We start from the raw sequence: 25,748 nt of genomic DNA on the forward strand, positions 1-25,748 counted from the left end.
CCCTTTTGGGTGTGCTATATCTGGCCCGGGGGGGGGGGGGGGGGGGGGGGGGGGGGGGGGGTCGGGGGGGGGGGGGGGGGGCGGCGCCGCCGGGGGGGGGGGGGGGGGGGGGCCCCCCCCCCCCGCCGTCGCCTCACCGAGGCAGTTGCGCCTCGATGGCGGCGACGACGTCGTCCGCCTCCGGCTCGGTGCGCGGCCGGAACCGGCCCACGACCTCGCCGTCCGGCGAGATCAGGAACTTCTCGAAGTTCCACTGCACATCCCCCGCCTCGCCCTGCGCGTCCGGCGTCCGCGTCAGCTCGGCGTAGAGCGGATGCCGCTGATCGCCGTTGACATCGGCCTTCTCCAGCAGCGGAAAGGACACGCCGTAGGTCGTCGAGCAGAACGTCTGGATCTCTTCGCTCGTCCCCGGCTCCTGCCCGGCGAACTGATTGCACGGAACCCCCAGCACGGTGAACCCGCGCCCGGCGTAACGCTGCTGCAGCCGCTCGAGCCCCTCGTACTGCGGGGTGAGACCGCACTTGGACGCCACATTGACCACCAGCAGCGCCGCGCCCCGATGCTCACCGAGTGAGGTCGGCTCGCCGGTAAGGGTGTGCAGGGGAATGTCGTACAGGCTCATGGGATCAACCGCCTTCGTCGTTCGGTGGGTGAGCCCAAATCTATGCGCTCACGAGCTCGTGACGCCCGATCACGATATGAACACCAAGCACACACAACCTCTTCACTTTTCAACCGGCGTGGCTAAGGTCGGTTCCTCACGTATCACTCAAGGGGGGACCATGTCCTGGAATAACCAGCCATCACCGGCACCGAGGGGCCCCAGATGGGCACGCAAGCGTGTCGCCGTCCCCGTCGCGGCCATCCTGCTCTTCGCCGGAGTCGGCATAGGGTCGGCCCAGGGCGAGGACGCGAAGGCGGCCGACGGCGACAAGCCCACGCCCAAGGTGACGGTCACCGTCACGGCAAAGCCCGCCCGGGTGAAGGACACCGCCGAGCCGACACCCACCGTGACGGTCACCAAGACCGTCACGGCGAAGCCGAAGCCGAGGCCCGCGCCCAAGGCGACGAAGAGTGCTGAGGACGACTCGTCCTCCTCCACCGGTGGTGTCAGCTCGTCATCCGGCGGCTCGTCCTCGTCGGGCGGCGGGTCGTCATCCGGCGGGTCGTCCGGCTCCTCGTCCGGCGGATCGTCCAGCGGCACGGGCGGATCGAGCAGCGGTGCCACGGCGCTCTGCAACGACGGCACCTACTCCTACGCCGCCCACCACCAGGGCGCGTGCTCGCATCACGGTGGCGTCGCCGTCTTCTACAGGTGATCTGACACGGCGATGGGGCGGGCCGCAGAGCCCGCCCCATCGCCTGCCGGGTAGCGGCCTATTCGGGCGGCGTCGGCGTGTCGTGGCTGCGGTACATCGCCTGGATGTCGAGCTCCAGCTTGACCGTGGGGCCGACCACGGCGATGCCGCGGGCGAGCATATTGCGCCAGTTCAGAGTGTAGTCCTCGCGGTGCAGTTCCGCCGTGGCGAGGGCGGCGCAGCGCAGTTCCTGGTCGTAGCCGCCGTTCACGGCACCGAGGTAGGTGGTGTCCAGGGTCACCGAGCGGCTGACGCCGTGCATGGTGAGGGGACCCTGGAGGGTCCACTTGGGTCCGCTGCGCCAGGTGAAGCGGTTGCTGGCGAAGTGGATCTCCGGGAAGTTCTCGACGTCGAGGAAGTCCGCCGAGCGCAAGTGGTTGTCGCGGGTGTTGTTGCCGGTGTTGATGCTGGAGGCGTCGATGACGACCTCGACGCGGGAGTCCTCCATCCGCTCGGCGATGTGGATGCCACCCCGGAAGCGGGTGAAGCGGCCGTGCACATTGGCCATGCCGACGTGGCGGGCGATGAAGCGGATCGCGGTGTGCGGCGGGTCGAAGAGCCAGGTGCCCGGCGGGGGGAGTTCCAGCTGCTGGGAGGGTTCCATCTGCACCCGGCGGGGCGGTTCGCTCTGGCCGTAGGCGATGTCGACGGTGAGGCGGTTGGGCTGCAGCCCGCTTCCGGTGAGCAGCACGGTGTACTGCCCCGGCTCGAGCGTGGCGAAGAACAGGCCGTGTGGATCGGTGGTGGCCTTGGCCACCGTGCGGGCGGCGCCACGCGTCTCGGTGACGGTGACCTCCACGCCGCCCAGGGCCTGGCCGACGGGGTCCAGGACCTCGCAGCTGAAGGCTCCGGCACCCACGGGCAGGGGGATCCTGAGTCCTGATCCGCGGTCCGGACGCTTGGTGCGCATGCGCCGGAGCAGTGCGAGGGGCATTGCAGTCATCTCACTAACGGTTTCTCTGGGGATGTGGGCGTGTCCATGATGGAGCCCCAGGTTGGGCTCCCTGCACCGGGGGGGTAGGTGTCAGCCGCGGCCGAGGATCTTTTGTAGCGCCCCGATCAGCAACTCCCCCGCGTGCGGGGACATTTCGGGGTGCCGGAAGCCGATGTGGTTGTCGGGGCGGGTCAGCAGGGCTCCGCAGTCGCCGATCTCGCGCAGCCGGGCCCAGTCGCCGTACGGGTCCTCGTACTCCTGGCCGGGGCCGATGGAAACCGTGACGAGTTCGACGCCCAGCGCCTTACGGGCCGCCTCGGCGGCCTCCTCCCAGCAGTCGCCGCCGATGCCGGTGAAGAGGGTGAACCGGCCGTGGCCGCCGAGGTCGAGGGTGGACAGCCGCTCACGGCCCCGGACGACCCACGCGTGCGGCAGCTTGGCGCCGGGGCGGGTGCTGGGCTGGTGGTACAGCTCAGGGTCGCGGCCGAAACCGGGGTCGGGGGTGCCGTCGGGGACGATGGCGTCCGAGACATACCGCTGGTTCATCTCCACGCCGTGCGCGTTGAACTCGTACACCTTGGCCGCGATGGCCTCGCGCAGCTCCCGCCGCTGCTTCGCGCCCTCGGGCGTGGCGGCCTTACGGGCGTCGACATTGCGCCACATCTGCTCGGTGTCGGAGGTGGCGAGCACACCCAGCGCCTCGAAAACCGGCGCGGTCTCACCGATGCTCCGATTGGCCCGCTCGACGATCTGCCGCCCCACCGGCGCCCGTTCGGCGGAGTAGGTGTCCAGAAGGGCAGGGGCGGCGGTGCCGTCGAGGACCAGCTTGAGCTTCCAGGCGAGGTTGTACGCGTCCTGGATGGAGGTGTTGGAGCCCAGGCCGTTGGACGGCGGATGACGGTGGACGGCGTCGCCCGCGCACAGCACCCGCCGGTCGGCGTAGGTCTCGGCGTACAGATGGTTGACGGTCCACGCGGAGGTCGAGGTGATGCGCACGGGGATCGTGTCGTCGCCGAGCAGCCGGTGTACCACGGACCGCGCGAACTCCTCGGTGAGGTCCGGCGGGCCCGCCTCGAGGTCGTAACCCCACACCACCATCCACTCGGTCCAGGGGCGCACACAGCGCACCAGGCCCGCGCCGATGCCGCCCACCGTCGCGCCGGGGGCCAGCACCCAGTAGAGCGTGGAGGGGCGATGGGCGGTCAGATCGGTGAGATCCGCCTCGAAGACGATGTTGAGGCTGCCGGCGACGCCCATCCGGCCGACCGTGGGCAGCCCGGAGTTCTCCACGACACGGCTGCGTCCGCCGTCCGCGCCGACCAGATAGCGGGCCCGGACGCGGTAGGTGTCCCCGCGCAGCCGGTCCTCGACCAGCGCGGTCACGCCGTCGTCCGACTGCTCGTGGGAGAGGTACTCGGTGTGGAAGCGCAGCGCGGTGCCCCGGGAGACCGCGGCGTTCACCAGCACCGGCTCCATCAGGTGCTGGGGCATGTCGCACATCCGGCTGGGGCTGGCCAGTTCATGCGCGGCCTGGACGAGCGGGTCGTTGCCCCAGGAGCGCAGCCGTCCCAGCTCCTCGCCCGCGAGGCTGGTGCAGAAGACGGTGTTCCCCATCAGTGGCTGCGGCGTGGCCTGGGCGGTGACCTGGTCCTCGACGCCGAGGTCGCGCAGCACCTCCATGGTGCGCTGGTTGGTGATGTGCGCGCGGGGTGTGTCCGCCAGGCTTCCGTACCGGGTGACCATGAGGTTGGGCACCCCGTAGGTGCTCAAGGCGAGCGCCGTCGCGGCTCCGGCGGGGCCACTGCCCACGACCAGTACGTCGGTCTCGACGGTCTCCACTGCTGAAGGGCTCCTCTCCGGGTGATGGGCGATCTCCTGACGATCGGCGGTCTCCCGGCGACCGGCGACCGGCGCTCAGCGATCGGTCATGACGATCGGCGACCTCCTCACGACCGGCGATCGACCATTGGTGATCTTGTTCCAGAACCCGGGCCCCGAGGTGTCTCATTTCGAAACACCGGCGGCGTATACGGTGGAGGGGCTGTGACGACCATCGACGACACCCCCGCCGACTCGGCCCTCTCATCGCTGCGCCGGGCGCGCGACCGGTTCCTCAGCGGACGGCCTCCGGGCGACGGGGTCCCCGAGGACCTCGCCGAAGCCTGGCGGCGGGCGCGGTTCTTCGGCGTACCGCGCGATCTGGTGGCCCCGCCCAGGGTCCGGCCGCCCGAGGACTCACCGTTGCTGGCCGCGGCGCGCCCCGCGCTGGACCGGGTGGCGTCCACGCTGAGCGGTGAGATGAGGCTGGTGCTGGTCGACTCCCGCTGCCGCGCGCTGTGGTCGGGCGGCGGCCGTTACACCGGCACGTCCGCCGATGTGGCCGGCCTCGATCTGTCGGAGAAGGCGGTCGGGCACAACAGCGCCGCGCTCGCGCTGCGCACGGGGCGCCGGGCCGAGGTCCACGGCCCGGAGCACTTCCTCGACCTGTGGCAGGAGGTGTCGGCGGTCAGCGTGCCGCTGTACGAGCCGACGGCGGGCCGCCCGGCCGGCACCATCACCGTGGTGGCCCCGCTGGGCGAGGGCCGCACCGGCCACCCGGGCACGGCCATCGCCGAGGCCACCGCGCACGCCGTCGAGACGGAGCTGCTGGGCCGGGCGCGCCCGCCGGAGCGGGTGTTGCTCGACGCGTATCTGCGTCAGCGGGCCGACGGAGCGGCCGTGGTGGCGCTCGACGGCAGCAGCCGCCTCGTCAGCCCGGAGGCCGCGCGACTGCTGTCGCACGAGACGCTGGCGCGGCTGGAACGGCGTGCCACAGCCCTCCTCAGGGACGCGGACGCCGGACCGGAGGGCGCGCACTCCGGGACACCGGAGGAGATCGAAGTACCGGACGGCGCCGGGCTCACCGTAAGGATGACGCGCGTGGTGCACGGGGGCGAGGTCATCGGGGCCGTCGCCACGGTGTGCCCGGCGGCCGCGCGGGCGCGGGCGGCGGAGCGGCCGGGCCACGACCGGCTCCCGGGGCTCGTGGGCACGTCCCCGCCCTGGCGGGTGACCGTCTCCCGGGCGACGGAGCTGGCGCGGGCCGCGGAGCCGCTGCTGTTGATCGGCGAGGCCGGCGTGGGGAAGACCGCGCTGGCCCGTGCCCTGCTCGGCCGCCGGGGCACGGCCGCACCGCGTCTGGTCGACGCCGCCGAGCAGGTGGCCGGTGAGGTCCCGCGCTGGTGCCGCGCGCTCGCGCAGGGGGACGGCGGCGCGCCGCCGCTGCTCCTGCGCCACGCCGAGCGGCTGGGCCAGTCCGACGTGGCCGCGCTGCTCTCGCTGCTGGAGGAGCGGCCCGCGGTGGCCTTGGTGGCGACGCATACCCCGGGCGCGCCGACCGGTCCGTGTCTGAGCCGGCTGCTGGACATCCTCTCGGCCCGGTCGGTGACGCTGCCACCGCTGCGCGAACGCCTCGAGGACATCCCGGCGCTGCTGGCGGGCCTCGCCCGGCGCCCCTCCCCCGGACGTCCCCCGCTGACCTGGAGCCTGGACGCGCGCCGGGCGCTGGAGCAGCACACCTGGCCGGGCAATGTCACCGAACTCGCCCATGTCGTACGGGAGGTGGCCGAGCGCCGCCGCGCCACCGGGCCGGTGCGGCGCGAGGAGCTGCCGTACGGACTGCGGGTGCCACCGGCCACCCGTCGGCTGAGTGGCATAGAACGGGCGGAGCGCACGGCGATCCTGGAGGCGCTGCGCCGCCACGGGGACAACAAGGTGCGGGCCGCCGAGTCCCTGGGCATCGGCCGGGCCACGTTGTACCGGAAGTTGCGGGCGTACGGAATGGACCAGGCGTAGGGGAATGGACCAGGCGTAGGAACGGAAACAGTCACCAGGGGGGCCGGTCGCAGGGGAGCCGGTCATCGGTCGCGGAGGGGGCAACGGTGACGCGAGACAACAGCGCCGAGGGCGAGGCGGTCACGGGCAGGCTGCTGATTCTGGAGTACGAGCAGGTGAAGGAGGAGCAGCGGGCGCGGATCGGGTTCCGTGACAATCTGCTCTACGCGACACTCGCCGCGATGGCGGCCATCATCACCTTCTCCCTCCAGAGCCATGGACGTCCGGAGCTGCTGTTGCTGCTGCCCCCGGCGTCGGCCCTGCTGGGCTGGGCGTATCTGGTCAACGACGAGAAGATATCGGCCATCGGGCGGTATGTCCGGGAGGATCTGGGGCCCCGGCTGGCGACGCTCGTCCCGGGCCGGCCACCGGTGTTCGGCTGGGAGCGGGCCCACCGCGACGACGGCCGCCGGATCTCCCGCAAGCGGCTGCAACTGGCGGCCGATCTGTTGCTGTTCACGGTGGCGCCGATCGCCGCCCTCGTCGTGTACTGGGCCTCGGAGCCGGTGCGGGCGGTGCTGCTGGCGGTGTCGGTGGCGGAGGTGGCGCTGATCACCGTCCTGGGGGTGCAGATCGTGCTGTACGCGGATCTGCACCGGCCCTGACGCATGAGAACCATAGGGTGCGTCGCATCCGTAAGGTGTCGGCGGAAGCTGTCCTAGGGGGGATCCATGGGCGCTGAGGGCAAGGGCGGGACGGCGCGGGCCGATGTGGTGGTCCTGACCGCGCTGGAGGTCGAGTACCGGGCGGTGCGCGCCCATCTGGAGGATCCGCGCCCGGTCAAGGCGGAGCGGGGCGCCCTGTTCGAACTGGGCGTGTTTCGCGACGGATCCGGCGAGCGGAGCGTCGCCATCCATATGACGGGTCCGGGGAATCCGGGCGCCGCGGCCTCGGTCGAGCGGGGCGCGGCGCTCTTCGCGCCCCGGGCGGTGCTGTTCGTGGGGGTTGCGGGCGGCGTCAAGGACGTCGCGCTGGGCGACGTGGTGGCCGCCGACGCGGTGTACGACTACGAGACCGGGAAGGACACCGAGTCGGGGTTCCTGCCCCGGCAGAAGACCTATCAGTCCGCTTATGGTCTGGTGCAGCTGGCCCGGCTGGTGGCGGCGGGCGACGCGTGGCAGGGGCGGATCCGCCCGGGGGACGACGCGCCACGGCCCCGTGCCCATGTGAAACCCCTCGCGGCGGGCGGACGGGTGGTGGCGCACCACCGCTCGGACGTCGGGCTCAGACTCGCGGCCGGCGCGGGTGACGCGCTCGCGGTGGACATGGAGGGCTTCGGCTTCCTCGCGGGCGCGTATGTCAACCAGCAGCTGGACGCGCTGGTGATCCGCGGCATCTCGGATCTGCTCGGAGACAAGGGCGAGGCGCACGACGAGCGCTGGCAGCCCGTGGCCTCCCGGCACGCGGCCGCCTTCGCCTTCGAACTGATCGGCCGTATCCCGGTGGCGGCGGATGCCCCGGCGGTGGCGGACGTCCTGGCGAGGCATCCGCTCGCCGCCGAGACGCGGTCCCTCGCCACCGATACGCCGTCCCTTACGGCCGAAACGCCGCCGCTCGCCACCGGCACGCGGTCCCCCGCCGCCGAAACCCAACCCGAATCCCCCCGGCGGCGCAAGCTGATGATCCGTGACCTCGGCGTTCTCGCGGACACGCTGCTGGCCGTGTCCGGGATGACCTCCCCCGCGCGCTGGCAGCAGCTGCTCGACGAGCTGCCCACCGTGGGCACGGCGGTGGGCCGTCAGTCGGGGAGCCGCGCGGAGGCCCTGTCCCTGCTGCGCACGTGCGAGGCGCGGCGTGCGATGGGCGAGCTGGTGGAGGTGGTCGCGGTGCTCGCCCCGGACGATCCGGCGGCCGCCGAACTCGCCCGGCGGGTCGAGGAGCTCGGATTGGAGTGACCCTCCTCACCCTCCCGACCCGGCGGGTGCCGAACCCCGGGGCGCCCGCGCGCGGGGTCCGCACGTTCCCCGGGCCACGACGGAAGGGCGTCCTGCACACCACGTCACCGGAATCGTCCAGGTGGCCCCCTGGGGAGGACCGCCCTCCGCCTCACGCGCACATGCTCCCCCGGTCCACCACCGGGATGTGTCCCCGCCTCGGCGGGGCCCGCCGGGGGCGGGGACGGTGCCCTGGACATACTCACCCAGGGGGTGTCAGGCGGAACTTGCGGGGAAAACAACTTGTCCCGGAGTCCGAGCGATTGGCGCCCGCGTGTGGCAGGGTCTCCGGCGGGATCATCGGCGGCGGGGACCGGTGATGCGGCCTCGGGGGAGGGCACAGCATGGCGGCCATGGGGGAAGGTGGCCTGAAATCGGTCGGCAGCCTCGTCACGGCGCTGAAGGAGTTCCGCTGTCTGACGGATCCGGATCTGCGCACGTTGTGTCTGGATCTGGTCGCCATGGAGCTGGAGATGACCAGCGTTCCCGTGCGCGTCCACCGGGTGACCGACTACTTCCTGGTGGAGCTGGCCCGCGAATGCCTGGAAAACGTGCGGATCATGCACGCGCTACGCGCGTCCCTCGCGGTGATGGCGGCGGCCGACGAGGACGCCATGATGCGGCTCGACTCGGTCATGGAGCAGATGACGGCGCGTCCGGCACTGCCCGAGACCGCCGCCGCGAAGCTGCGGTCGCTGCTGGAGGAGCTGGAGATCGAGCAGTTGGGCCAGTTGTGCCGTACGGCTGCGGGCCCGCTGCAGGACATCCCCGCGGTCACGAGCCCCTGGCACGCCTTCGAGGTGCTGAGCCGGATGAACGCGCAGCCGGGCGGGCTGCCCCCGGGGCTGGCCCTCGTGGAGTACCTCGCGGCGGCGGCGCGTCCGCTGCAGCGGGCCGACGCGCTGCGCGAATGGGCCGATGAGCAGGCCCGGGAGCTGGGCCTGACGCCGCAGCTGCGGTCGCTGCGGCAGCAGGTGGGGCATGCCGCCCCGGCCGGGCCGGTGGACGCCTATCTGGTGATCCGGCTGCTGCCGCAGGAGGAGGCCGGGTGCTACGAGCTCTCGTCCTGGCACCAGTACGACCCGACCGGCTGGCATCCGGCCCGCGGCCCGATCACCCAGGTCACCTCGCAGACCGCGGAACGGGCGGTCCAGACGCTGGTGTTCGAGGCCGCCGAGGAGTGGGACGACGCCGGCGCGATCCACATCGAGTTCATGCTCGACACGGATGACCTGAATCTGCCGGTCCACCGGTGGCGTCTGGAGCTCGACAGCGAGTCCCCCATCCCGTTGTACATGGGAGGCTATCCGGTGGTGGTACGGAGCCTGGAGCGAAGCCGTACCAAGCGCTGGCACCGCGAGTGGAAGCAGCGCTGGAACGTCTTCGACCAGCAGCCCGAGCGCGCCAAGCAGCTCGTCGTGGACGGCGAGGACCCGGACAGCCCGCGCTCCGGCGACACCACCGCCCTGCTCGCCCGGCTCAAGGCCGACCCCCAGGTGGTCGCCCTGGTCCTGAGCTCGCCCCCGGGGGCCACCCCCGAGGGAAACTCGGAGGTGCTGACCGCGTGGCGGGCCGGGATCCCGGTGGTCGCCTGGGACGGCCGGACGCCCCGTGACCCTGCCTTCGTCCAGCAACTGAGACAAAAACAGGCCGAGCCAAGCGGGAACCTGGCACGGCTCCGTGAAGCCATGACAGAGTTACGTCTGGACGCCCATACGATCGGCTCCGCGGAGGGGGAGCATCACCTCGGGCAACATGTGGTGCTCGTTTGGGACGACCCAACCCGACCGGTGGAACCTTTTGGGCGCATTTCGGGGCCGGACGACGGGGTAGGTGGTCGATGAGCGACGGAGAGCCTGCGCGGCGCCACAACGGACGGGTCCCCCAGGACTCGGGGTCCGCCTCCGGTGCCCTGCCGTCCGGGATACCGCGCCCCTGGTGGATCTACCAGGGCACCGGGCGCCCGCTCCACGACGTAAGCCTGGAGGAGATCCTTCCGCCGCCGCCCCCGTGGCGCACCTTCGGCGGGGTCTCGGCCTGCCCGCCCGAGGGCGACGGCCGGCCCGGCGCGTTATCCGATCGGGACGACACCCCGACCGAGCCCCCGGCGCCGCCGGAGGACGAGCAGGACACCGCCCGGCGGCTGGGCGCGGCCCCCCTGGGCGTGCGCTCCGACCCCGAGGAGGCCGATCTCGTCAACGCGGCGCTGATCCTCAGGCGTCCCCTTCTGGTGACGGGCCGCCCGGGCACCGGCAAGTCGACGCTGGCGTACCGCATCAGCCGGGAGCTGGGCCTGGGCCGGGTGCTGCGCTGGCCGATCACGACGCGATCCACCCTGCGGGCCGGGCTTTACGGCTACGATGCCGTCGGCCGTGTGCACGCCGCCGCGGCGGGACAGGCGTCGGAGGGGGACACGCACGAACCCGGACCGGAGGACATCGGCGACTTCCTCCAACTAGGCCCGCTGGGCACGGCGATGCTCCCGCACCGTCTGCCGCGCGTCCTGCTCATCGACGAATTCGACAAGAGCGACATCGATCTGCCCAATGACCTGCTCGACATCTTCGAGGCCGGCGAGTACTCCATTCCCGAGCTGGTGCGCATCCGCCGACGCCGCCCGGCCGTATCGGTCCTCACCGACGATCCGGAGCGCAGTACCGTCATCGCCTCGGGTCGGGTGCGCTGCAGCGCCTTCCCCGTCGTCATCATCACCAGCAACGGCGAACGGGATTTCCCGCCCGCGTTCCTGCGGCGCTGTCTCCAGCTTCGGCTGCCCGACCCGGACGCGGACCGGCTCGCCGCGATCGTGGCCGCGCATCTGGGACGGGCCGACGATCCACGCGCGCGGGAGCTGATCCAGATGTTCCTCGAGCGCAGCGAGCGCGAAGGCGGCCTCGCCGCCGACCAGTTGCTCAACGCGGTGTATCTGGTGACGGCCCAGTCCCATGTACCGGGGCCCGAGTGGGAGGAGCTACTGCAGGCCGTCTGGCACCGGCTGGACAGTGCAGCAGGCTCGACATGACACATGACCCAGGCGGCCGGTCCGCCGGGCCCGCCCCTCGGGACCTCGACTGGCGGCAGCTGGCCGACGCCCTGTGGCTGGCGGTCTGCAAGGCCGAGACGGACCCCGGCCCCGGACGGCCGGGCCCGGGACCCCTCCCGGGGACACCGGAGGCGGACGCCCCGCCGCCCGGTGACGAGCCGTCCGACGAGCCGCGGCAGGACCGCGAAGGGGAGCGCCCCGCGTCCGAGCCCGAGGCCGGGCCCACGGTCGCGGAGCCGCTGCTCCCCGCGGAGCTGCTCGGTGTCCCCGCACCGCCCGGTGAGGCGGAGCCGGTGACCGTCGCGGAAGCCTTCGTGCCCGCGCGCCGGGCGTCCGTCTCCGAGCCGCCGCTGCCCGAGCGCGCCCTGTCCCGGGCGCTGCGGCCGCTCAAGCGCACCTCGCCCTCGCTGGTCGAGATGGAGATCGACGAGGAGGCCACGGCCGAGTGCGCGGCGCGCGAGGGGCTGTGGGTGCCCGCCTGTGTGCCGGTGCGCGAGCGCTGGATGGACGCCGTTCTGGTGGTGGACTGCGGCAGTTCGATGGTGGTGTGGCGGCGGACGGCCGAGCATCTGGTCACCGTGCTGCGACGCACCGGCGCCTTCCGGGATGTGCGGGTGCACCGGCTGAACACCGACCATCCGTTACCCGAGGACCGGTCGCCGGTCGAGGGGATGCCGCCGCGCGGCAAGCGGACGGTGCTGGTGCTGACCGACGGCATCGGCGCGGCCTGGGCCGATGAGAGCGCCCAGCGCGCGCTGGCCCACTGGGCGCGGCACGCCTCGGTCGCCGTGCTGCATGTCTTGCACCAGGGCCGCTGGCACCACACCGGTGTGGCGCCGGAGCGGGTGCGGGTGCGGGTCCCCGAACCGGGCGCCCCCAATGGCACCTGGCGGCGGGCGGACGGCGGTTCCTGGCCGGGCGGCGCACCACCGGTCCCGGTGCTGGAGCTGGACGCGCGGTGGATGGCCAACTGGGCGCGGCTGGTGGCCCGCCCGTCGGCGCGCGGCGAGGACACGATGGCGCTGCTGCCCGGGGCGCCGGCCGAGCGCTGGGACCCCGAACCCGAACCGAGCGCCTGGGACCGTGTCTTCCGGTTCCGCGCCACCGCCTCGCCGAGCGCCTTCCGGCTGGCGGCCCGGCTGGCCGCCGCGCCGTTGAACATTCCCGTGATGGAGTTCGTGCAGGGGATCCACCAGCCGGAGGGCAGCCCGGGCGATCTGGCCGAGGTCCTGCTGGGCGGACTGCTGCGCAAGGTGGGAACCGCCGACCCGCTGGACGAGACGGGCATCGGCTACGAGTTCCACGACGGGGTACGGGAACTGCTGCTGTCCGCCGGGATGCGGGACGAGTCGCTGTACATCCTCGGGAGCGTCCTCGATCGGCTCGGCCGCCGCTGGAAACCGCTGCTGATGCTCCGCGATCTGCTCAACCACCCCTCCGGGTCCGTGCGCGACCTTCCCAAGACGGAGCGCCTGCTGCCGTACATCCGCCTCCAGGAGCAGGTCTACCAAGCGCTTTCCGGTCCGTACCTGGAGGGCGCGCGCTCCTTTCGCGCCCTGGTCCTGGCCCATCAGGCGCTCGCCCGCTCGAGGGAAAGCCGACCCGATCCAGTTGAAGACGCATTACGCAGGGGAAAATATGTGGACTCTGAGGCGGTTGACATGACGTACTCCACGACTCCCCGACCTGATCCGCAACCCGAGGCCGACGATTCACCATCCCCGCCGGCGCACGGCACGCCGGGCCCGGCGGGGGAGCATCTGAGAGGAACATTCGTGTCCGTGACCGCTGCCCGGTCCCTGCCCGCCGTGGAGGAGCGCCAGGCCGGGGAACCCCCGTCCATTTGGGGAAATGTACCGCCCCGGAACAACAACTTCACCGGGCGGCAGACGTTGCTCGACACTCTCCACGAGCGGCTGAGGAGCGAGGGCACCGCCGCAGTGCTGCCCGAGGCCCTGCACGGGCTGGGCGGGGTGGGCAAGTCACAGATCGCACTGGAGTACGTCCATCAGCACGCCGCCGACTACGACGCGGTGTGGTGGATCCCGGCGGAGCGCCCCGAGCAGATCCGGCAGGCGCTGGTGCAGCTCGCCGACCGGCTCGGGCTGCGCGCGGGCATGGAGGCCAACACGGCCGTGCCGAGCGTGCTCGACGCGCTGCGCACCGGACGCCCGTGCCGCAACTGGCTTCTGGTCTTCGACAACGCCGAGGAACTGGAGACGGTGCGGCCGTTCTTCCCCGCGGGCGGGCCGGGCCGGATCCTGGTCACCTCGAGGAACGCACAGTGGTCGCGCGCCGCCCGCACCGTCGAAGTGGACGTCTTCGAGCGGGAGGAGAGCATCGAGCTGCTGCGCCGCCGGGGGCCGGAGCTGCCGCGCGATCAGGCCGACCGGGTCGCCGACGCCCTGGGAGACCTTCCGCTGGCCATCGAGCAGGCGGCAGCCTGGCTCACCGAAACGGGTATGCCGGTCGACGAATACCTTCAGGTGTTCGAGGACGAGCGGGCCGATGTCTCCACCCGCCGCAACGAGCTGCTGGCGGCGGGCGTTCCGGTGGACTACCCCGAACCGGTCGCCGCCGCCTGGAACATGTCGCTGCGCCGGCTGGCCGAAACCCATCCCGGTGCGCTCCAACTGCTGCAGATGTGCTCGTTCTTCGCGCCCGAGCCGATCTCCCGGCGGCTCTTCTCCGGCGTGCGCGGGGTCTCCCTCTCCCCCGAGCTGTCGGAGGTGCTGCAGGACCCCATCAAGCTCGGCCACGCGATCCGTGAGATCAACCGGTACGCCCTGATCAAAATCAATCACCGCAGCAACACGATCGAAATGCACCGGCTGGTGCAGGCCGTGCTGATCGGCCAGATGTCCACGCAGCAGCAGGCGGACATGCGGCACAGCGCCCATGTGCTGCTGGCCTTCGGCGACCCCAACGACGTCGCTCCCCCGAACTGGGGGCGGTACGCCGACCTCCTCTCCCATGTCCGGGCGTCGCGCGCGATGGAGTGCGATGACAAATGGGTGCGGCAGATGGTGCGGAATCTGGTGCGTTTCCTCTTTATCTGGGGGGACCACGAGGGTGCGCTGGAACTCGGTAACCAGGTGCGCCGCAATTGGGTCGAGACACTCGGTGAGGACAGTCCGGAGACGCTGGCCGTCTCCCGGACCCTGGGCCACGTCCTGACCGTGCTCGGCCACTTCAAGGAGGCCAGGGAACTCAACAGCCGGACGCTGGAGCTGCAGCGCGCCAGCGAGGGCGACGACCACGAGAACACCCTGGTGACTCAGGGCGCGGTCGCCGTCGACACCCGCTACCAGGGCGACTACCCACGATACGTGGAGCTGGAGAAGAACCGCTGGACCAGGACCCTGCGGCTCTTCGGGGACGAGGACCCGTACTCCATCGGCGCGGCGAACGACTACGCCGTGGCGCTGCGCGCGGCGGGGAACTACGCGCAGGCCCGGCAGATGGACGAGGAGGCACGGCGCACCGCCGGTCTGGTGCTCGGCGAGGACGCCTTGCTCACCATTCTGGTGGAGGCCAATCTCAGCATCGATGTCCGCGAGAGCGGGGAGTACCTGGCCGCCCGCGACATGCTGGAGCAGACCTGTGCCCGCGTCCGCCGGGTGCTGCCGCAGAACGCGCCCGTCGGTGTCTACGCCCTGCGCAATCTCGCCGTGGCACGCCGCAAGGCGGGCGACCACGAGGGCGCCCTGGACCTCAGCCGAGAGGTGCTGGAGCGCTATCGGCTGCGCTATACCGAACCGAACATCAACATCACCACGACGGCCCTGAACCTGTCGATGGATCTACGGCAGACCGCCGATCTGGAAGGCGCCCGTGAGCTCGGCCGGAAGTGCCTTGACGACATGCGCGTCGCCCTGGGGGAACGGCATCCGGCGACCCTGAGCGCCGCGGTCGACCTCGCGGTGACCCTGAGGCTGCTGGGCGAGACCGATGAGGCGCTCGTGCTGAACAAGGAAACGCTGCCGGTGCTCGTCGAGCAGCTGGGGGCCGACCATCCCGTGGCGCTGACCTGCGCCATCAACATGGCCAGCGACCACTACACGCTCGCGGACTACCAGGAGGCCCACGACCTGGACACCGAGACCCTGGCGACCTGCCGGTCCAAGCTCGGTGAGGACCACCCCACCACCCTCGCGTGTGCGGTCAATCTGTCGGGGGATCTGCGTGCGCTGGGCGAGGGCAGGCAGGCGGAGGAGTTGCACCAGGACGCGCTCAGCCGGATGCGCCGGGTGTTGACGGCCAGCCATCCGGCGACGGTCGCGGCAGCCCGGGGCATCCGGGCGGACTGCGATGTGGAGGCTACGGCCGTCTGACCTCCGGCGGCCGTCCCGCCGCGCGGACGGTCCGCCCCACCGGCCGTTCATCGGTGCGTGCGCGTCCCGATCCATCGTGCGAGAGCCAACGGATCGGGGCCCTCGCCGTGCGCGGTGCGCACCCCCCGGTGCACGGCCAGAACCAGCTCGGGGCGGCTCAGCAGCGTCGTCCTGGCCGGGCCGTCCGGTAGGCCGAGCGCGAGCCCTGCCCACGCCTCGATGTCCTCCGGGTCCGCTTCCAGCCGGTCCCGGAAGCCGCGCAGCGCGGCCGCGGTGTCCCCCGCGGCCCAATCGAGGTCGGCCTGGTCCGGGGCCTCGTCGCCCTGTGGAATCCCCGCTTCCGCACCCTCGCACAGCCGGGCGAACCCCGCCGGGTCCCTCAGCCGGTGCCGGGCGAGCGCCGGGCGCGCCAGTGCCCCGGGGCGGGTCGGCCGGACCGAGGTCGCGGGCAGCTCCCGCGGAGGGTCGGTCCGCTCCCGCCAGGCCAACGACCACTGGGCGGTCCGCTCCGGGTCCGTCGACAGGTGGCGCATGCGGTGGACGAGCCGGTGGTCGTCGAGCAGATCGGACGCCAGGCGCTTCGGTACGGAGGGCACCCGCTGGGCGAGCCACAAGGCCAGCCGGCCCTCCAGCCGGTGGAGGAACTCCTCGCCCCTGGGGGTCAGTTCGGCGTGAGCGAGGAGCGTGCGCACCCCCGAGGCGGTCTGTGCCCGCCGCAGCGCGAACTCGAACGCGGCGCTGTCCCGAGCCGGTCCGGGCTCGGCGCGCCGCACCCGGTCCCACCAGAATCCGGTCACGCCCAGGAACGCGTACACCCCCTGGAGGAGCCCGCGCAGCGGTCGCGGGTCCAGCCGCCAGGGCGCGTAGTGGATCTCCTCCAGGCCCCCTTCGATGAGGGGCACCAGGTCCATCAGTGCGCTGAGTTTGATGTGCTGGGCCTCGTGCACCAGCGCCGCGGCGAGGGTCAGCGGGTCCGTGGCCCCGTTGAGCAGCACACAGCCGTACGCCTCGGGCGATGAGGCGCTGAACGGTTCGGGCCAGGAGAGGTACGGCACAGGCACGACGGAGGACAGGGAAGCACCGATTCCCCTCGGATCCACATTGGACTGTTGGCAGACCAGCCGCCAGGCGCCGTCGAATCGTTCCTGCCAGTCCTCCCGCTCCTCGTCGGTGAGGCGCTCCGGGGGTCTGATGCGGAAAAAGTCGCGATAGGGATCAATGTCGTCGACAAAGGGTGAGCAGACAATCCCCCGGTGTTCTCCGCTCAGCCGCCGCAGACCGTGCCAACCGGGGGCCTCCGCAGAGAAATCGGCGGGCAGTGTCACCGAATGCGGGCCGCATAACACTGCCGCCTTTCCCTCGGCCACGACGACTTCGGCGATTTCGGCCCCGTCCGGAATGCGGGCGATTCCCAGAGCGGGCAGCATCACCCCGCCGTCGCCTACCGGGACGGTGATGCGGAAGTCGATTCCGGAGAGAAGAGCGGCCGAGGCGGCTGTGGCATGCAGATAGCCCACCGCGCTCCACAGCGGGCCATCCCCCGATTCCAGACCGCGCAGCCTGCGCAGACAGCGATTGAGCCACACCCCTACCGGAGGGTGCAGCAGCAGGGTCTCCACAGCGGCCGGGGAGCGGCGCTCGGCCCGGATCAGCAGTTGCCAGGCGTCCCGGGATGGAGGAAGGGGGCCGGGCAGGGCGGGGTGCTCGGAGGCGATGTCCGCCAAGGCGCGCAGCAGCAGCATGGCCCGGCTGCGCTGTCCCGACCTCAGCTCGGCCACGGCCGAGGGGCCGCCCGAACCCCGCGCCAACTCGGCGAAACACTCCGCCGATAAACGATGGGCGCCACCCCGAACGCCGGAGGACGTCATAGTGACCTTCAACTCAGCACTGGTTCGTAGACGAGGAGTTACCGGCGACCGTCGGCGGGAACTGGACGATGTCCAGCAGCCGCTCCGTCACCGCGGAAAGCCCCTCGTGCCGCTCGAGGTCCTCGAGTGTCGCCCCCGAAAGGTCCAGTAGCTCCGTCTCGACCTCGGTCGCGACTCGCTCCATGACACGGTCCCCCTCCGGACGCTCCCTACCGGCTCATTTGCGGCATCCCTATGGTGGCCTACCCCCTATTGATTGCGAAAGGGTGAACACGGCCAGTCGGCGCCCGCCTTGTCAAGATTTTCGGACACGTCGGCGCGCCGGGGAACGCCCCGATATGCCGGTGTCATCCACCCGTTCCGGACCGCACCGCCTCGACCTCGAAGACGCCTCCGCACGCCCGGAACGACCGCGCCGAGACCTTCATCGCGTCGAAGGAATCCGGCGGATAGACGCGAATCCGCGCGGCGGCGCGCCGGCACGGGGTGTCGGTCATGCCTTCGTTCAGCGTGTGCAGGGCGGCGGAGGCGCTGCCGCCGGGCGGCAGCGAGATCGGCGAGTGCGTGGGGCCGCGCCGGGTGGCCGGGGCGCCGATCGCCGCGTCGGTGGAGTCGAGCAGCGAGACACCGGGATATCCGGTGAGAGTGCAGGTCGTGGAGGACTTGTTGGTGAACACCAGAGGCAGATACACATTGCCGGCGCCCACATCCACCCGGCCGGCCGCCAGCGTCAACTGCGTCCTGGAGCAGACACGGCGCGCACCGGAAGCGGCGGCGGGCTGCGAGGAGGACGCGTGCGAGGGGGCGGGGTGCGCCGAGGGCGGAGGGGACTGCGCGGTGTGCGAGGCGGGTCGCTCGTTCCGTGAGCCTTCGGATGTGCCGGCGGAGTCGGCCGAAGGGGAGGAGGGTGGTGCGGCCGAGGAGGCGGAGCTGACGGACGAGGCGCGCTGTGCGGAGTCCCCGTCCCCGGTGTCGCTGCCGCACGCGGTGACCGTGGCCAGCGCGCCGACCAGCAGCGCGCATAAGACCGGTGGCCGGAGCGAGCGGGACCGCGATGTCGTCGTACGCCGAGCAGCCGAGCCGTTTCGTTGACTCATGAGCGACCTCCCGAGGTCAGCCATCTGCCGGGGACCGGCCGCGAGGTCGGGTGCCCCGATGCCTCCCGTGCGTCCCCCTTCGGTCTCCCTTCCCCTCCTGAAGGCTCTTATGTCCGGGCACATTGAGCGCATCAGCGCGCCAATTCCTCACATGGGATTCTCCACCGCAAACATCGGAACGTCTTGTCCCAGCCAGAACCGTGGGATTACTGTTCGGCAGCCATCGCAGTTGCCAACTGCCGTACCAGGACAGGAAGAAGGACTCCATGGCCGCTCGAGGACGTCATCGCCGGCCCCGGCCCCACCGTGTCTCCCGCGCCTCGCTCGCGATCACCGCGGGCGGCGCCGGCGTCGCCCTGCCGCTCATCGGCATCAGCCAGGCGAACGCCGCCTCAGCCGCCACACCCACCTCGCCCGCCCCGGCCGTCAAGACCGTCAAGGCCGTCCCGGCCTCGAAGGCGCAGCCGCTCCTCATCGTCCCGAAGGCCGTGCCCGAGCCCCCGGCCAAGGCGCACCCTCAGGCCGGCTCGTACACGGTCGTCCACGGTGACACCCTCTCCGCGATCGCGGACACGGAGAACGTGGCGGGCGGCTGGGAGCGGCTCTACGAGATCAATCGCCAGGTGATCGGCGCCGACCCGGATGTGATCCGCCCCGGCCAGCGACTCACCCTCGGGCGCCCCTGAACGGCCGGGCGTCCGGACAGCGGCGGGCATACGGACACGCGCGCACATACGCATGCACGCCTCCGCCGTGGACCGCGGTGGACCACCGCGGCGGACGGCCCTCCGCCTCAACGGGCCTCAGATCAACAAATGTGCCTTGGAGTGGGTGACTTCCTCGATGTCGCCACCTGCCTTGCCGATCAGCCGGTGCGCGAGATTGGTCAGTGCCCGCGCCGCCGCGATCTCCTCGCCGACCCTCGGCTGTGACGGGTCCTCCGGGTTGCGGTTGGCACGGCCCTGAGCCAGCATCTCGGTGCCGTCGTGCATCCTCAGCCGGACGACCGCTTCGGTCAGCGGACCGATCTCACGGAATTCCATCTGAATGTCGCATCCCACGATCGTCTCCATCGCGATCACCTCCTGCGTCACCTTCCAGGATGCGCCTCACCCGTCTCTCCAGTCGACCGGGACAGCAAGTCCACCACCTCGTCGTCCGCGGTCTGGGAAAAGTCCTCGTACCACTCCCCCACCGCCGCGAAGTCCGAGGGGGTGGAGAGGGCCACCACCTCGTCCGCGTCCTCGCGCAGCGTGGTGACCGCGTCCGGCGGCGCCACCGGCACGGCGAGGACCACCCGGGCGGCGCCCTGGACCCGTGCGACCCGGCAGGCGGCCTGGGCCGTGGCGCCGGTCGCGATGCCGTCGTCCACGACGATCACGGTCCGGCCCTCGACCGGGACCCGCGAGCGGCCCTGGCGGAACCGCCGCGCCTTGCGGGCCAGCTCCTCCCGCTCGGTCCGCTCCACCTCGGCGAGGTCCTCCTGGTCGGCCCGGCTCATCCGGACGATCGCCTCATGGACGACCCGTACGCCGCCCTCGCCGATGGCGCCGAACCCAAGCTCCCGGTGGAAGGGGACGCCGAGCTTACGGACGATGATCACGTCCAGGGGCGCGTGGAGCGTCCGGGCCACTTCGAAGGCCACCGGCACCCCGCCCCGCGGCAGCCCGAGCACGACCGGTTCAGCGTCACCCAAAGGGCGCAGCGCCTCGCCGAGGCGCTGCCCGGCGTCCACCCGGTCGGTGAAGATCATGGACTCACCCCCGCTGCTCAGGACTCTTCTCCGCATCAAGCCGACGGTTACGAATCAAGCCGACGATTCGCCCCTTCGCAAACCGGCGGCCCCCGGCCGATGGCCAGGGCGCGCGAATGCCGCGGACTCCGGCACCCTGGAGGTATGGAGAACGCCACCGGCCCGGGCGAGTCCGGATACCCCGTCTTCGTCGAGTCATTCGACGCCGACAGCCGCTACCGGCGGGTGCGGCTGCGCGGCCTGGGCTGCGAACCACTCGAACCGGAGGAGTTCGAGCCGCGCGTCCGGCAGGTCTTCCCCGATATCGACCTCGACGACCCGGCCCAGGTCCACTGGGAGGACCGGCCCGGGCAGTGGCCGCCCTGGCATCCGGGCGAGGCATGACCGTCCTGGTCGGCACCTCGGGATGGCAGTACCGGGACTGGCGCGGCGATCTCTACCCGGAGGGCTGTCCGCAGCGGTTGTGGCTCGAGGAGTACACCCATGCCTTCGACACGGTGGAGAGCAACAACGCCTTCTACCGGCTGCCCTCGTACGACCAGTTCGCCACCTGGCGGGAGCGCCTCCCCGAGGGCTTTGTGATGGCGCTCAAGGCGAGCCGGTACCTCACCCACATCAAGCGGCTGCGCGATCCGGACGAGCCGGTGGCGCGCCTGATGTCCCATGCGGCCGGGCTCGGCGACCGGCTGGGCCCGGTGCTGCTGCAGCTGCCGCCCACCCTGCGGGCCGACGGCGAGCTGCTGGACCGCTGCCTGCGCTGCTTCCCCTCCGGCACACGGGTGGCCGTCGAGCCGCGGCACACCTCCTGGTGGACCGAGGAGATCCGCGCGGTGCTGGAGCGCCGCGCGGCCGCGCTGTGCTGGGCCGACTCCGGCTCCCGCCCGGTCACCCCGCTGTGGCGGACCACCGGGTGGGGGTATGTGCGCTTCCATGGCGGCCTCGCCCGGCCGGCCCCGCACTACGGGCGCCAGGCGCTGGACACCTGGGCGCGGCGGATCCGGGACACCTGGCCGGCCGAGGCGCGGGTCTACGCGTACTTCAACAACGACACGGGCGGGGCGGCGGTGCACGACGCGGCCGTCTTCGCTCGCGCCGTCGCCCGAGCCGGGCGCCCGGTCAGCGCCGCCCCCGCGCGGTAGCGACCGCCCGGTCGGCGGCACCGCACTCCGTAGGCCCGCTGCCCGCCGGGCTCACTCCTTCACCGCCCCGCCCAGCATGCCCTCGATGAACCGGCGCTGCAGCGCCACGTAGACCACGACCACCGGCAGGGCGATGAGCACCGAGGCCGCCGCGAGGAGCGCCGCGTCGGAGCTGTGCTGGCCCTGGAAGAAGGCGAGGCCGAGGGGGACCGTGCGATGGGCCTCGTCGCTGACCATCACCAGGGCCATCAGGAACTCGTTCCAGGTCCACATGAAGGTGATCACGACCATGGTGGAGATCGCCGGGCGGCCCATCGGGACCAGAACGCGCCACAGCGTGGTCCAGGTGTTCGCCCCGTCGATCCGGGCGGCCTCGATCACCGACCGTGCGCTGCCGCGGAAGTACGTGCGCATCCAGAAGACCCCGAAGGCCAGCGACTGCGCGGTCTGCGGCAGGATCAACGCCCAGTAGCTGTCGGTGAGTTCGGCGTAGCGCAGATCGAAGTAGAGCGGGACGACCAACGCCTCCTGGGGCAGGGTCAGCCCGATCACGAAGAGGTGGAACAGCACCGTGGAGCCGGGGAAGCGCATCACCCCGAAGGCGTACGCGGCGAGGACGGCCAGCACGGTGGTGGCGGCCACCACGACCGCGGTGACCAGGACCGAGTTCCCCAGATAGGTGCCGAAGTGGCCACGGCTCCAGGCGTCGGCGAAGTTGCTCCAGTGCAGACCGCCCTTCGGCAGCGAGAAGCCGGTGTCCAGGGAGTTCTGCGAGCCGAAGGCCGTGGAGAGGATGCCGATCACGGGGGTGAGCGCGATGACGGTGAACAGGGCGAGGATGCCGTAGGTGACGGTGCGTTCCAGGCGTGTCGTCATGCCCGCCGCCCTTCCACGAGCCGGGAGACCGTGACGGTCAGGACGAAGATCAGGACCGTGAGGGCCACGCCGACGGCGGCGGCCGAGCCGACCTGGTTGGTTTCGAAGGCCCGGTGGTAGACCTCGTAGGCGGGTACGGAGGTGGCGTTTCCGGGGCCGCCGCTGGTGGTGATGTAGATCAGGTCGAAGTTGCGCAGCCCCGCCACGATGGTCAGGGTCAGCGCCACCGCTATCTGCGGTCGCAGCCCGGGCAGGGTGACGGTGAGGAATTCGCGCACCGGCCCGGCGCCGTCCATCCGCGCCGCCTCGTACAGTTCGCGCGGGATGCGCTGGGCCCCGGCGAGGAAGAGGACCATGCACAGCCCGGTGCCGACCCAGGTGCCGACGACGCCGACGGCGGGCAGCGCCCAGGTGTAGTCGCCGAGCCAGGGGCGGGCGAGACCGCCGAGGCCGACCGCGCGGAGGGCGTCGTTGAGCAGCCCGTCGGGGGCGAGGATCGAGCGCCAGGCCACGCCGACCACGATCAGCGCCAGGACCTGCGGCAGGAACAGAACCGTACGGAAGAAGGTCATCCCCCGGATCCGGACCCGGGACATCAGGGCGGCCAGCAGCAGCCCGATGGCCACCGGCAGGGCCGCGTAGAAGACGAGCAGCAGCAGCGCGTGGAGGAAGGGGGCGCGCAGGCTCGCATCGCTGAACAGCGCGCGGTAGTTGTCGAATCCGGCGGGGGTGGCGACCGTCAGCCCGTCCCAGTGTACGAACGACAACCACACCGACTGCCCGAAGGGGTAGAGCAGGAAGGCGGCGTACACGATCAGCGCGGGCAGGATGTACACATAGCCGATGGCGCGCGGCTCTCCGGGCGCCCGGCGGCGGTAGGCCCTGGTCAAAGCGGTGGCCTTCATCGGGTCCCCGCCGGTGCGGGCGTGGCCTCGTGCTGCTCGCGCTGCTTCTTCATGAACGCGCCGTAGTCCTTCTGCAGGGTCGCGGCGAAGGTGTCCGGGGAGGTCTTGCGGCTGATCACGCCCTGGAGGGCGGCCGAGAGCGTGTCGTAGAAGCTGGGGGTGGAGTAGTCCAGATACGGGACGAGTCCGTCGGCGGCGCTCAGCCGCTTCCAGCCGGCGATCATCTGGCCGTCGGCGCTGTCCGGGCTCACCTTGGCCGCGGCCTTGGCCGGTACGGCGGGCAGCACTCCGTGCCGGGTCATGACGTCGGCGGCGTGCGCGTCGGTGAGGAAGTCCAGATAGGCGGCGGCCACCTCGGGGTGGCGGGAGCGGGAGGTGATGGACCAGGCGAGGCCCTGGCCACCGGTGGTGACGGGGTCGCCGCCGGCCTCGGCGGGCGGGGGCGGCATGATGCCCAGCTTGCCGCCCATGGACTTCTTGAGGTCGGCCAGCTGCCAGGTGCCGGTCAGCAGATAGGCACCGTCACCGGAGGCGAACTTCTTGGCCGCGTCGTCGTAGCCGAGGCCGTTGGCGCCGCCCGGCAGATAGCCGCGCTTCATCCAGTCGGCGAGGGTCGCCGCGGCGTCCTTGGTGGCGGCGTTGTCGAAGCCGTCGCCGCGGCCGAGGACGGTGTCGCGGGCGTCGGTGGCGTCGAGCTGGTCGTGCAGCACCCCGAAGGTGTGGATGGCCGGGTACTTGTCGAGGTTGCCGAACTGGACCGGCAGCTCGCCACGGTCCTTGAGCCGGGCCAGGCCGTCGGTGAACTCGCCCCAGGTGCGCGGGGGTTGGAGCCCGGCTCGCCGCAGCAGGTCCTTGTTGTAGTAGAGGCCGATGTACTCGCCGGTCTGGGAGATGCCGTAGAGCCGCCCCCTGCCGAAGTCGTTGCCATCGGCGGAGATCCGGTTGAGATTGAGCAGGGTGCCGGGGTAGCGGGTGTTCCAGTCGTAGATCCCGGCGTAGTTGTCGAGCGGGGCGAGCAGCCCGGCCCGGACGAAGGCCACCATGTCCGGGTAGCCCTGGTTGGCCTGGATGACATCGGGCGGATTGTTGCCGGAGACGGCCAGCTTCAGGGTGGTCTTCAGATCGGTGAAGCTCCGGGCGACCCGCTTGATCCGCACATTGGGGTACTTCTTCTCGAACTCCCGGTTCAGCTCCTGTATCTCGCCGTTGGTCCCGCCACGTATCTCCTGGTCCCACACGGTCAGCGTGGTCTTTCCGGCCTTGGCCGGATCGGGTATCGCGGTGGCCGCGCCGGACCCGGCACCGGCGGCTCCCGAGCCGTCGGTGCCGGGGACACACCCCGCGGCGAGCAGGACGACGCCGACGGCGAGCGCGGCCGGGACGGCTCTGCCACGTGGCCGGCGCGCCCGGGTACGGGCGAGTTCCATGGGGTTCTCCTCGATGCGGTGGTCAGGAGCGTCAGGACCGTTGGGCACTGTCATGCAGCCGGAAGCCGATGGTGGGCAGGGCCCGCAGCCGTGGGCAGTCGCGCACCCGGTCCGGGATCAGATCGCCCAGGAAGGCGTAGCGGCGGGCGAGTTCGGCCGCGTCCACCCCGCCGTCGGCCGACCGCCGCGCGCGGTTCCACCAGGCGGCCACCTCCGACCAGCCGGGCGCGGCCAGGGAGCCGCCGAAGTGCTGGACGGAGAGGGCGGCGGTGAGGTTGGCGAAGGCGAGCCGGTCGGCGAGCGGCCAGCCCGCGAGCGTTCCGGTCATGAATCCGGCCACGAAGACATCGCCCGCCCCGGTCGGATCCAGCGCGTCCACGGGCAGCCCGGGCACCTCGGCGCTCTCCCCGGTGAGCGAGTCGATGGCCACGGCGCCCTCGGCGCCCCGGGTGACGACCGCGATCGGCACCAGCCCCGCCAGGGCGCGCACCGCGCGCTCGGGGCTGTCGGTGCGGGTGTAGCGCTGGGCCTCGGCCGCGTTGGGCAGGAAGGCGTGGGCGTAGGGCAGATCGGGGAGCGCGGCGGGGTCCCAGCGGCCGGACTCGTCCCAGCCGACATCGGCGAAGATCTTGCTGCCCTGGGCGTGCGCCTGGCGCACCCAGTCCTCCTGGCTCCCCGGCTCGAAGGCGGTCACACAGGCGCGGGAGCGGGGCGGCGCGCCCTGGACGGCGGGCGGCGGGGCCGGGTGCTCATGGGTGACCATGGTGCGCTCGCCCTCGTACGCCATGGAGACGGTGACCGGGGAGTGCCAGCCGGGGACGCGCCGGGAGTGGGTGAGGTCCACCCTCTCGCCGAGGGCGAGGCTCTCCCAGCAGTAGTCGCCGTAGACATCGGTGCCGAAGGCCGCGGCGAGCGTGGTGTGCAGTCCGAGCCGGGCCAGGGCGGTGGCCATGTTGGCGATGCCGCCGGGGCTCGATCCCATGCCGCGCGCCCAGGACTCGGTGCCGCGGATGGGGGCGTGGTCGAGCCCGGTGAAGATGATGTCCAGGAACACGGTGCCGGTGAGGTAGACGTCGTGCTCGGGGTCCGCGGAGGCGCGCAGCGCCGCGAGCGGGTCGATCGGCTGGATCGGATCGGGTGTTGCGGCCGTGGTGCTCACCGACGTGCCTTTCCTTGTGCGGCATGGCGTGTTCGCGCCCAGGGTTTC

General features: G+C 71.7%; 21 protein-coding genes and 2 pseudogenes. 11 read left to right on the forward strand and 12 right to left on the reverse strand.

The features are described from left to right. Positions 1-133: 133 nt before the first annotated feature. Positions 134-622: a glutathione peroxidase gene (locus ACFYOY_RS12200; RefSeq protein ID WP_351884502.1), complete on the reverse strand. Its 489-nt coding sequence runs from the start codon at positions 620-622 to the stop codon at positions 134-136. A 160-nt stretch (positions 623-782) separates the two neighbouring features. Here ACFYOY_RS12200 and ACFYOY_RS12205 point away from each other — a divergent pair, with 160 nt between their 5' ends. Further along, positions 783-1,319 (forward strand): DUF3761 domain-containing protein, encoded by a 537-nt coding sequence (locus tag ACFYOY_RS12205; RefSeq protein ID WP_351884499.1) that lies wholly within the window; start codon positions 783-785, stop codon positions 1,317-1,319. A 58-nt stretch (positions 1,320-1,377) separates the two neighbouring features. Here ACFYOY_RS12205 and ACFYOY_RS12210 read toward each other — a convergent pair whose 3' ends face one another. Beyond that, entirely contained in the window at positions 1,378-2,292 is a 915-nt protein-coding gene (locus tag ACFYOY_RS12210; RefSeq protein WP_351884755.1) for a YceI family protein, read from the reverse strand. 90 nt (positions 2,293-2,382) lie between these two features. Beyond that, on the reverse strand, positions 2,383-4,131 hold the full coding sequence (locus ACFYOY_RS12215; protein ID WP_351884496.1) for an FAD-dependent monooxygenase: 1,749 nt from the start codon (positions 4,129-4,131) through the stop codon (positions 2,383-2,385). A gap of 204 nt (positions 4,132-4,335) precedes the next feature. Between ACFYOY_RS12215 and ACFYOY_RS12220 the strand changes: the two genes are divergently transcribed. The 6 genes from ACFYOY_RS12220 (at position 4,336) to fxsT (ending at position 15,476) form a co-directional block, all read left to right on the forward strand. Continuing rightward, entirely contained in the window at positions 4,336-6,126 is a 1,791-nt protein-coding gene (locus ACFYOY_RS12220) for a helix-turn-helix domain-containing protein (protein WP_351884493.1), read from the forward strand. 86 nt (positions 6,127-6,212) lie between these two features. After that, positions 6,213-6,770, forward strand: coding sequence for a hypothetical protein (locus tag ACFYOY_RS12225; protein ID WP_351884490.1), 558 nt, complete (start codon positions 6,213-6,215; stop codon positions 6,768-6,770). Between the two features lie 66 nt (positions 6,771-6,836). Then, positions 6,837-8,060, forward strand: a complete 1,224-nt coding sequence (locus tag ACFYOY_RS12230; protein ID WP_388586395.1) for a hypothetical protein — start codon at positions 6,837-6,839, stop codon at positions 8,058-8,060. A gap of 392 nt (positions 8,061-8,452) precedes the next feature. Further along, entirely contained in the window at positions 8,453-9,943 is a 1,491-nt protein-coding gene (locus ACFYOY_RS12235; RefSeq protein WP_351884484.1) for a hypothetical protein, read from the forward strand. Continuing rightward, complete coding sequence (locus tag ACFYOY_RS12240) at positions 9,940-11,121, forward strand: MoxR family ATPase (protein WP_351884481.1); 1,182 nt, start codon at positions 9,940-9,942, stop codon at positions 11,119-11,121. Before ACFYOY_RS12235 ends, ACFYOY_RS12240 begins: the two co-directional genes overlap by 4 nt. After that, the gene (fxsT, locus tag ACFYOY_RS12245; RefSeq protein WP_388586398.1) at positions 11,118-15,476 is read left to right on the forward strand and encodes an FxSxx-COOH system tetratricopeptide repeat protein; all 4,359 of its coding nucleotides are present in this window, start codon (positions 11,118-11,120) and stop codon (positions 15,474-15,476) included. The genes ACFYOY_RS12240 and fxsT overlap by 4 nt, the downstream gene beginning before the upstream one ends. Positions 15,477-15,523: 47 nt before the next feature. Here fxsT and ACFYOY_RS12250 read toward each other — a convergent pair whose 3' ends face one another. The 3 genes and pseudogenes from ACFYOY_RS12250 to ACFYOY_RS12260 all read right to left on the reverse strand — a co-directional run. Then, positions 15,524-17,254: an HEXXH motif domain-containing protein gene (locus ACFYOY_RS12250; protein WP_388586401.1), complete on the reverse strand. Its 1,731-nt coding sequence runs from the start codon at positions 17,252-17,254 to the stop codon at positions 15,524-15,526. 103 nt (positions 17,255-17,357) lie between these two features. Further along, positions 17,358-17,528 (reverse strand): hypothetical protein, encoded by a 171-nt coding sequence (locus ACFYOY_RS12255; RefSeq protein ID WP_165449213.1) that lies wholly within the window; start codon positions 17,526-17,528, stop codon positions 17,358-17,360. Between the two features lie 163 nt (positions 17,529-17,691). Next, a pseudogene (locus ACFYOY_RS12260) lies at positions 17,692-18,081 on the reverse strand (DUF4232 domain-containing protein); the annotation flags it as partial. A gap of 139 nt (positions 18,082-18,220) precedes the next feature. Between ACFYOY_RS12260 and ACFYOY_RS12265 the strand changes: the two are divergent. Then, positions 18,221-18,436 carry a hypothetical protein gene (locus tag ACFYOY_RS12265; RefSeq protein WP_388587234.1) on the forward strand — a complete coding sequence of 72 codons (216 nt, stop codon included), beginning with the start codon at positions 18,221-18,223 and terminating at the stop codon, positions 18,434-18,436. A 271-nt stretch (positions 18,437-18,707) separates the two neighbouring features. Continuing rightward, a complete protein-coding gene (locus ACFYOY_RS12270; RefSeq protein ID WP_351884469.1) occupies positions 18,708-19,127 on the forward strand; it encodes a LysM peptidoglycan-binding domain-containing protein in 420 nt (139 codons plus the stop codon). Positions 19,128-19,244: 117 nt separating this feature from the next. Here the strand turns inward: ACFYOY_RS12270 and ACFYOY_RS12275 are convergent, their stop codons facing one another. Both ACFYOY_RS12275 and ACFYOY_RS12280 read right to left on the reverse strand, forming a co-directional pair. Continuing rightward, positions 19,245-19,514 (reverse strand): DUF1876 domain-containing protein, encoded by a 270-nt coding sequence (locus ACFYOY_RS12275; protein ID WP_059146202.1) that lies wholly within the window; start codon positions 19,512-19,514, stop codon positions 19,245-19,247. 35 nt (positions 19,515-19,549) lie between these two features. After that, a pseudogene (locus ACFYOY_RS12280) lies at positions 19,550-20,194 on the reverse strand (phosphoribosyltransferase); the annotation flags it as partial. A 144-nt stretch (positions 20,195-20,338) separates the two neighbouring features. Between ACFYOY_RS12280 and ACFYOY_RS12285 the strand changes: the two are divergent. Both ACFYOY_RS12285 and ACFYOY_RS12290 read left to right on the forward strand, forming a co-directional pair. Next, positions 20,339-20,578 (forward strand): hypothetical protein, encoded by a 240-nt coding sequence (locus ACFYOY_RS12285; protein WP_059146070.1) that lies wholly within the window; start codon positions 20,339-20,341, stop codon positions 20,576-20,578. Further along, positions 20,575-21,333, forward strand: a complete 759-nt coding sequence (locus ACFYOY_RS12290) for a DUF72 domain-containing protein (RefSeq protein ID WP_059146203.1) — start codon at positions 20,575-20,577, stop codon at positions 21,331-21,333. The genes ACFYOY_RS12285 and ACFYOY_RS12290 overlap by 4 nt, the downstream gene beginning before the upstream one ends. Positions 21,334-21,384: 51 nt before the next feature. Here ACFYOY_RS12290 and ACFYOY_RS12295 read toward each other — a convergent pair whose 3' ends face one another. From ACFYOY_RS12295 to ACFYOY_RS12310, 4 genes are read right to left on the reverse strand one after another with little or no spacing between them, the layout of a single operon-like run. Next, entirely contained in the window at positions 21,385-22,209 is an 825-nt protein-coding gene (locus tag ACFYOY_RS12295; RefSeq protein ID WP_237512058.1) for a carbohydrate ABC transporter permease, read from the reverse strand. Beyond that, entirely contained in the window at positions 22,206-23,114 is a 909-nt protein-coding gene (locus ACFYOY_RS12300; RefSeq protein ID WP_388586406.1) for a carbohydrate ABC transporter permease, read from the reverse strand. The genes ACFYOY_RS12295 and ACFYOY_RS12300 overlap by 4 nt, the downstream gene beginning before the upstream one ends. Continuing rightward, positions 23,111-24,541, reverse strand: a complete 1,431-nt coding sequence (locus ACFYOY_RS12305; protein WP_351884459.1) for an extracellular solute-binding protein — start codon at positions 24,539-24,541, stop codon at positions 23,111-23,113. The genes ACFYOY_RS12300 and ACFYOY_RS12305 overlap by 4 nt, the downstream gene beginning before the upstream one ends. A 31-nt stretch (positions 24,542-24,572) precedes the next feature. Then, complete coding sequence (locus ACFYOY_RS12310; RefSeq protein WP_351884456.1) at positions 24,573-25,700, reverse strand: PfkB family carbohydrate kinase; 1,128 nt, start codon at positions 25,698-25,700, stop codon at positions 24,573-24,575. Between the last annotated feature and the right edge of the window lie 48 nt (positions 25,701-25,748).

The sequence above is a fragment of the Streptomyces sp. NPDC007875 genome (assembly GCF_042868035.1).
Taxonomy (GTDB): Bacteria; Actinomycetota; Actinomycetes; order Streptomycetales; family Streptomycetaceae; genus Streptomyces; species Streptomyces antimycoticus.

Excerpts from the sequence above, each read along its gene's own strand:
- ACFYOY_RS12200 (WP_351884502.1), bottom strand. The coding sequence starts at position 622 with ATGAGCCTGTACGACATTCCCCTGCACACCCTTACCGGCGAGCCGACC.
- ACFYOY_RS12205 (WP_351884499.1), top strand. The coding sequence starts at position 783 with ATGTCCTGGAATAACCAGCCATCACCGGCACCGAGGGGCCCCAGATGG.
- ACFYOY_RS12210 (WP_351884755.1), bottom strand. The coding sequence starts at position 2,292 with ATGCCCCTCGCACTGCTCCGGCGCATGCGCACCAAGCGTCCGGACCGC.
- ACFYOY_RS12230 (WP_388586395.1), top strand. The coding sequence starts at position 6,837 with ATGGGCGCTGAGGGCAAGGGCGGGACGGCGCGGGCCGATGTGGTGGTC.
- ACFYOY_RS12235 (WP_351884484.1), top strand. The coding sequence starts at position 8,453 with ATGGGGGAAGGTGGCCTGAAATCGGTCGGCAGCCTCGTCACGGCGCTG.
- ACFYOY_RS12240 (WP_351884481.1), top strand. The coding sequence starts at position 9,940 with ATGAGCGACGGAGAGCCTGCGCGGCGCCACAACGGACGGGTCCCCCAG.
- fxsT (WP_388586398.1), top strand. The coding sequence starts at position 11,118 with ATGACACATGACCCAGGCGGCCGGTCCGCCGGGCCCGCCCCTCGGGAC.
- ACFYOY_RS12255 (WP_165449213.1), bottom strand. The coding sequence starts at position 17,528 with ATGGAGCGAGTCGCGACCGAGGTCGAGACGGAGCTACTGGACCTTTCG.
- ACFYOY_RS12270 (WP_351884469.1), top strand. The coding sequence starts at position 18,708 with ATGGCCGCTCGAGGACGTCATCGCCGGCCCCGGCCCCACCGTGTCTCC.
- ACFYOY_RS12275 (WP_059146202.1), bottom strand. The coding sequence starts at position 19,514 with ATGGAGACGATCGTGGGATGCGACATTCAGATGGAATTCCGTGAGATC.
- ACFYOY_RS12285 (WP_059146070.1), top strand. The coding sequence starts at position 20,339 with ATGGAGAACGCCACCGGCCCGGGCGAGTCCGGATACCCCGTCTTCGTC.
- ACFYOY_RS12290 (WP_059146203.1), top strand. The coding sequence starts at position 20,575 with ATGACCGTCCTGGTCGGCACCTCGGGATGGCAGTACCGGGACTGGCGC.
- ACFYOY_RS12295 (WP_237512058.1), bottom strand. The coding sequence starts at position 22,209 with ATGACGACACGCCTGGAACGCACCGTCACCTACGGCATCCTCGCCCTG.
- ACFYOY_RS12300 (WP_388586406.1), bottom strand. The coding sequence starts at position 23,114 with ATGAAGGCCACCGCTTTGACCAGGGCCTACCGCCGCCGGGCGCCCGGA.
- ACFYOY_RS12305 (WP_351884459.1), bottom strand. The coding sequence starts at position 24,541 with ATGGAACTCGCCCGTACCCGGGCGCGCCGGCCACGTGGCAGAGCCGTC.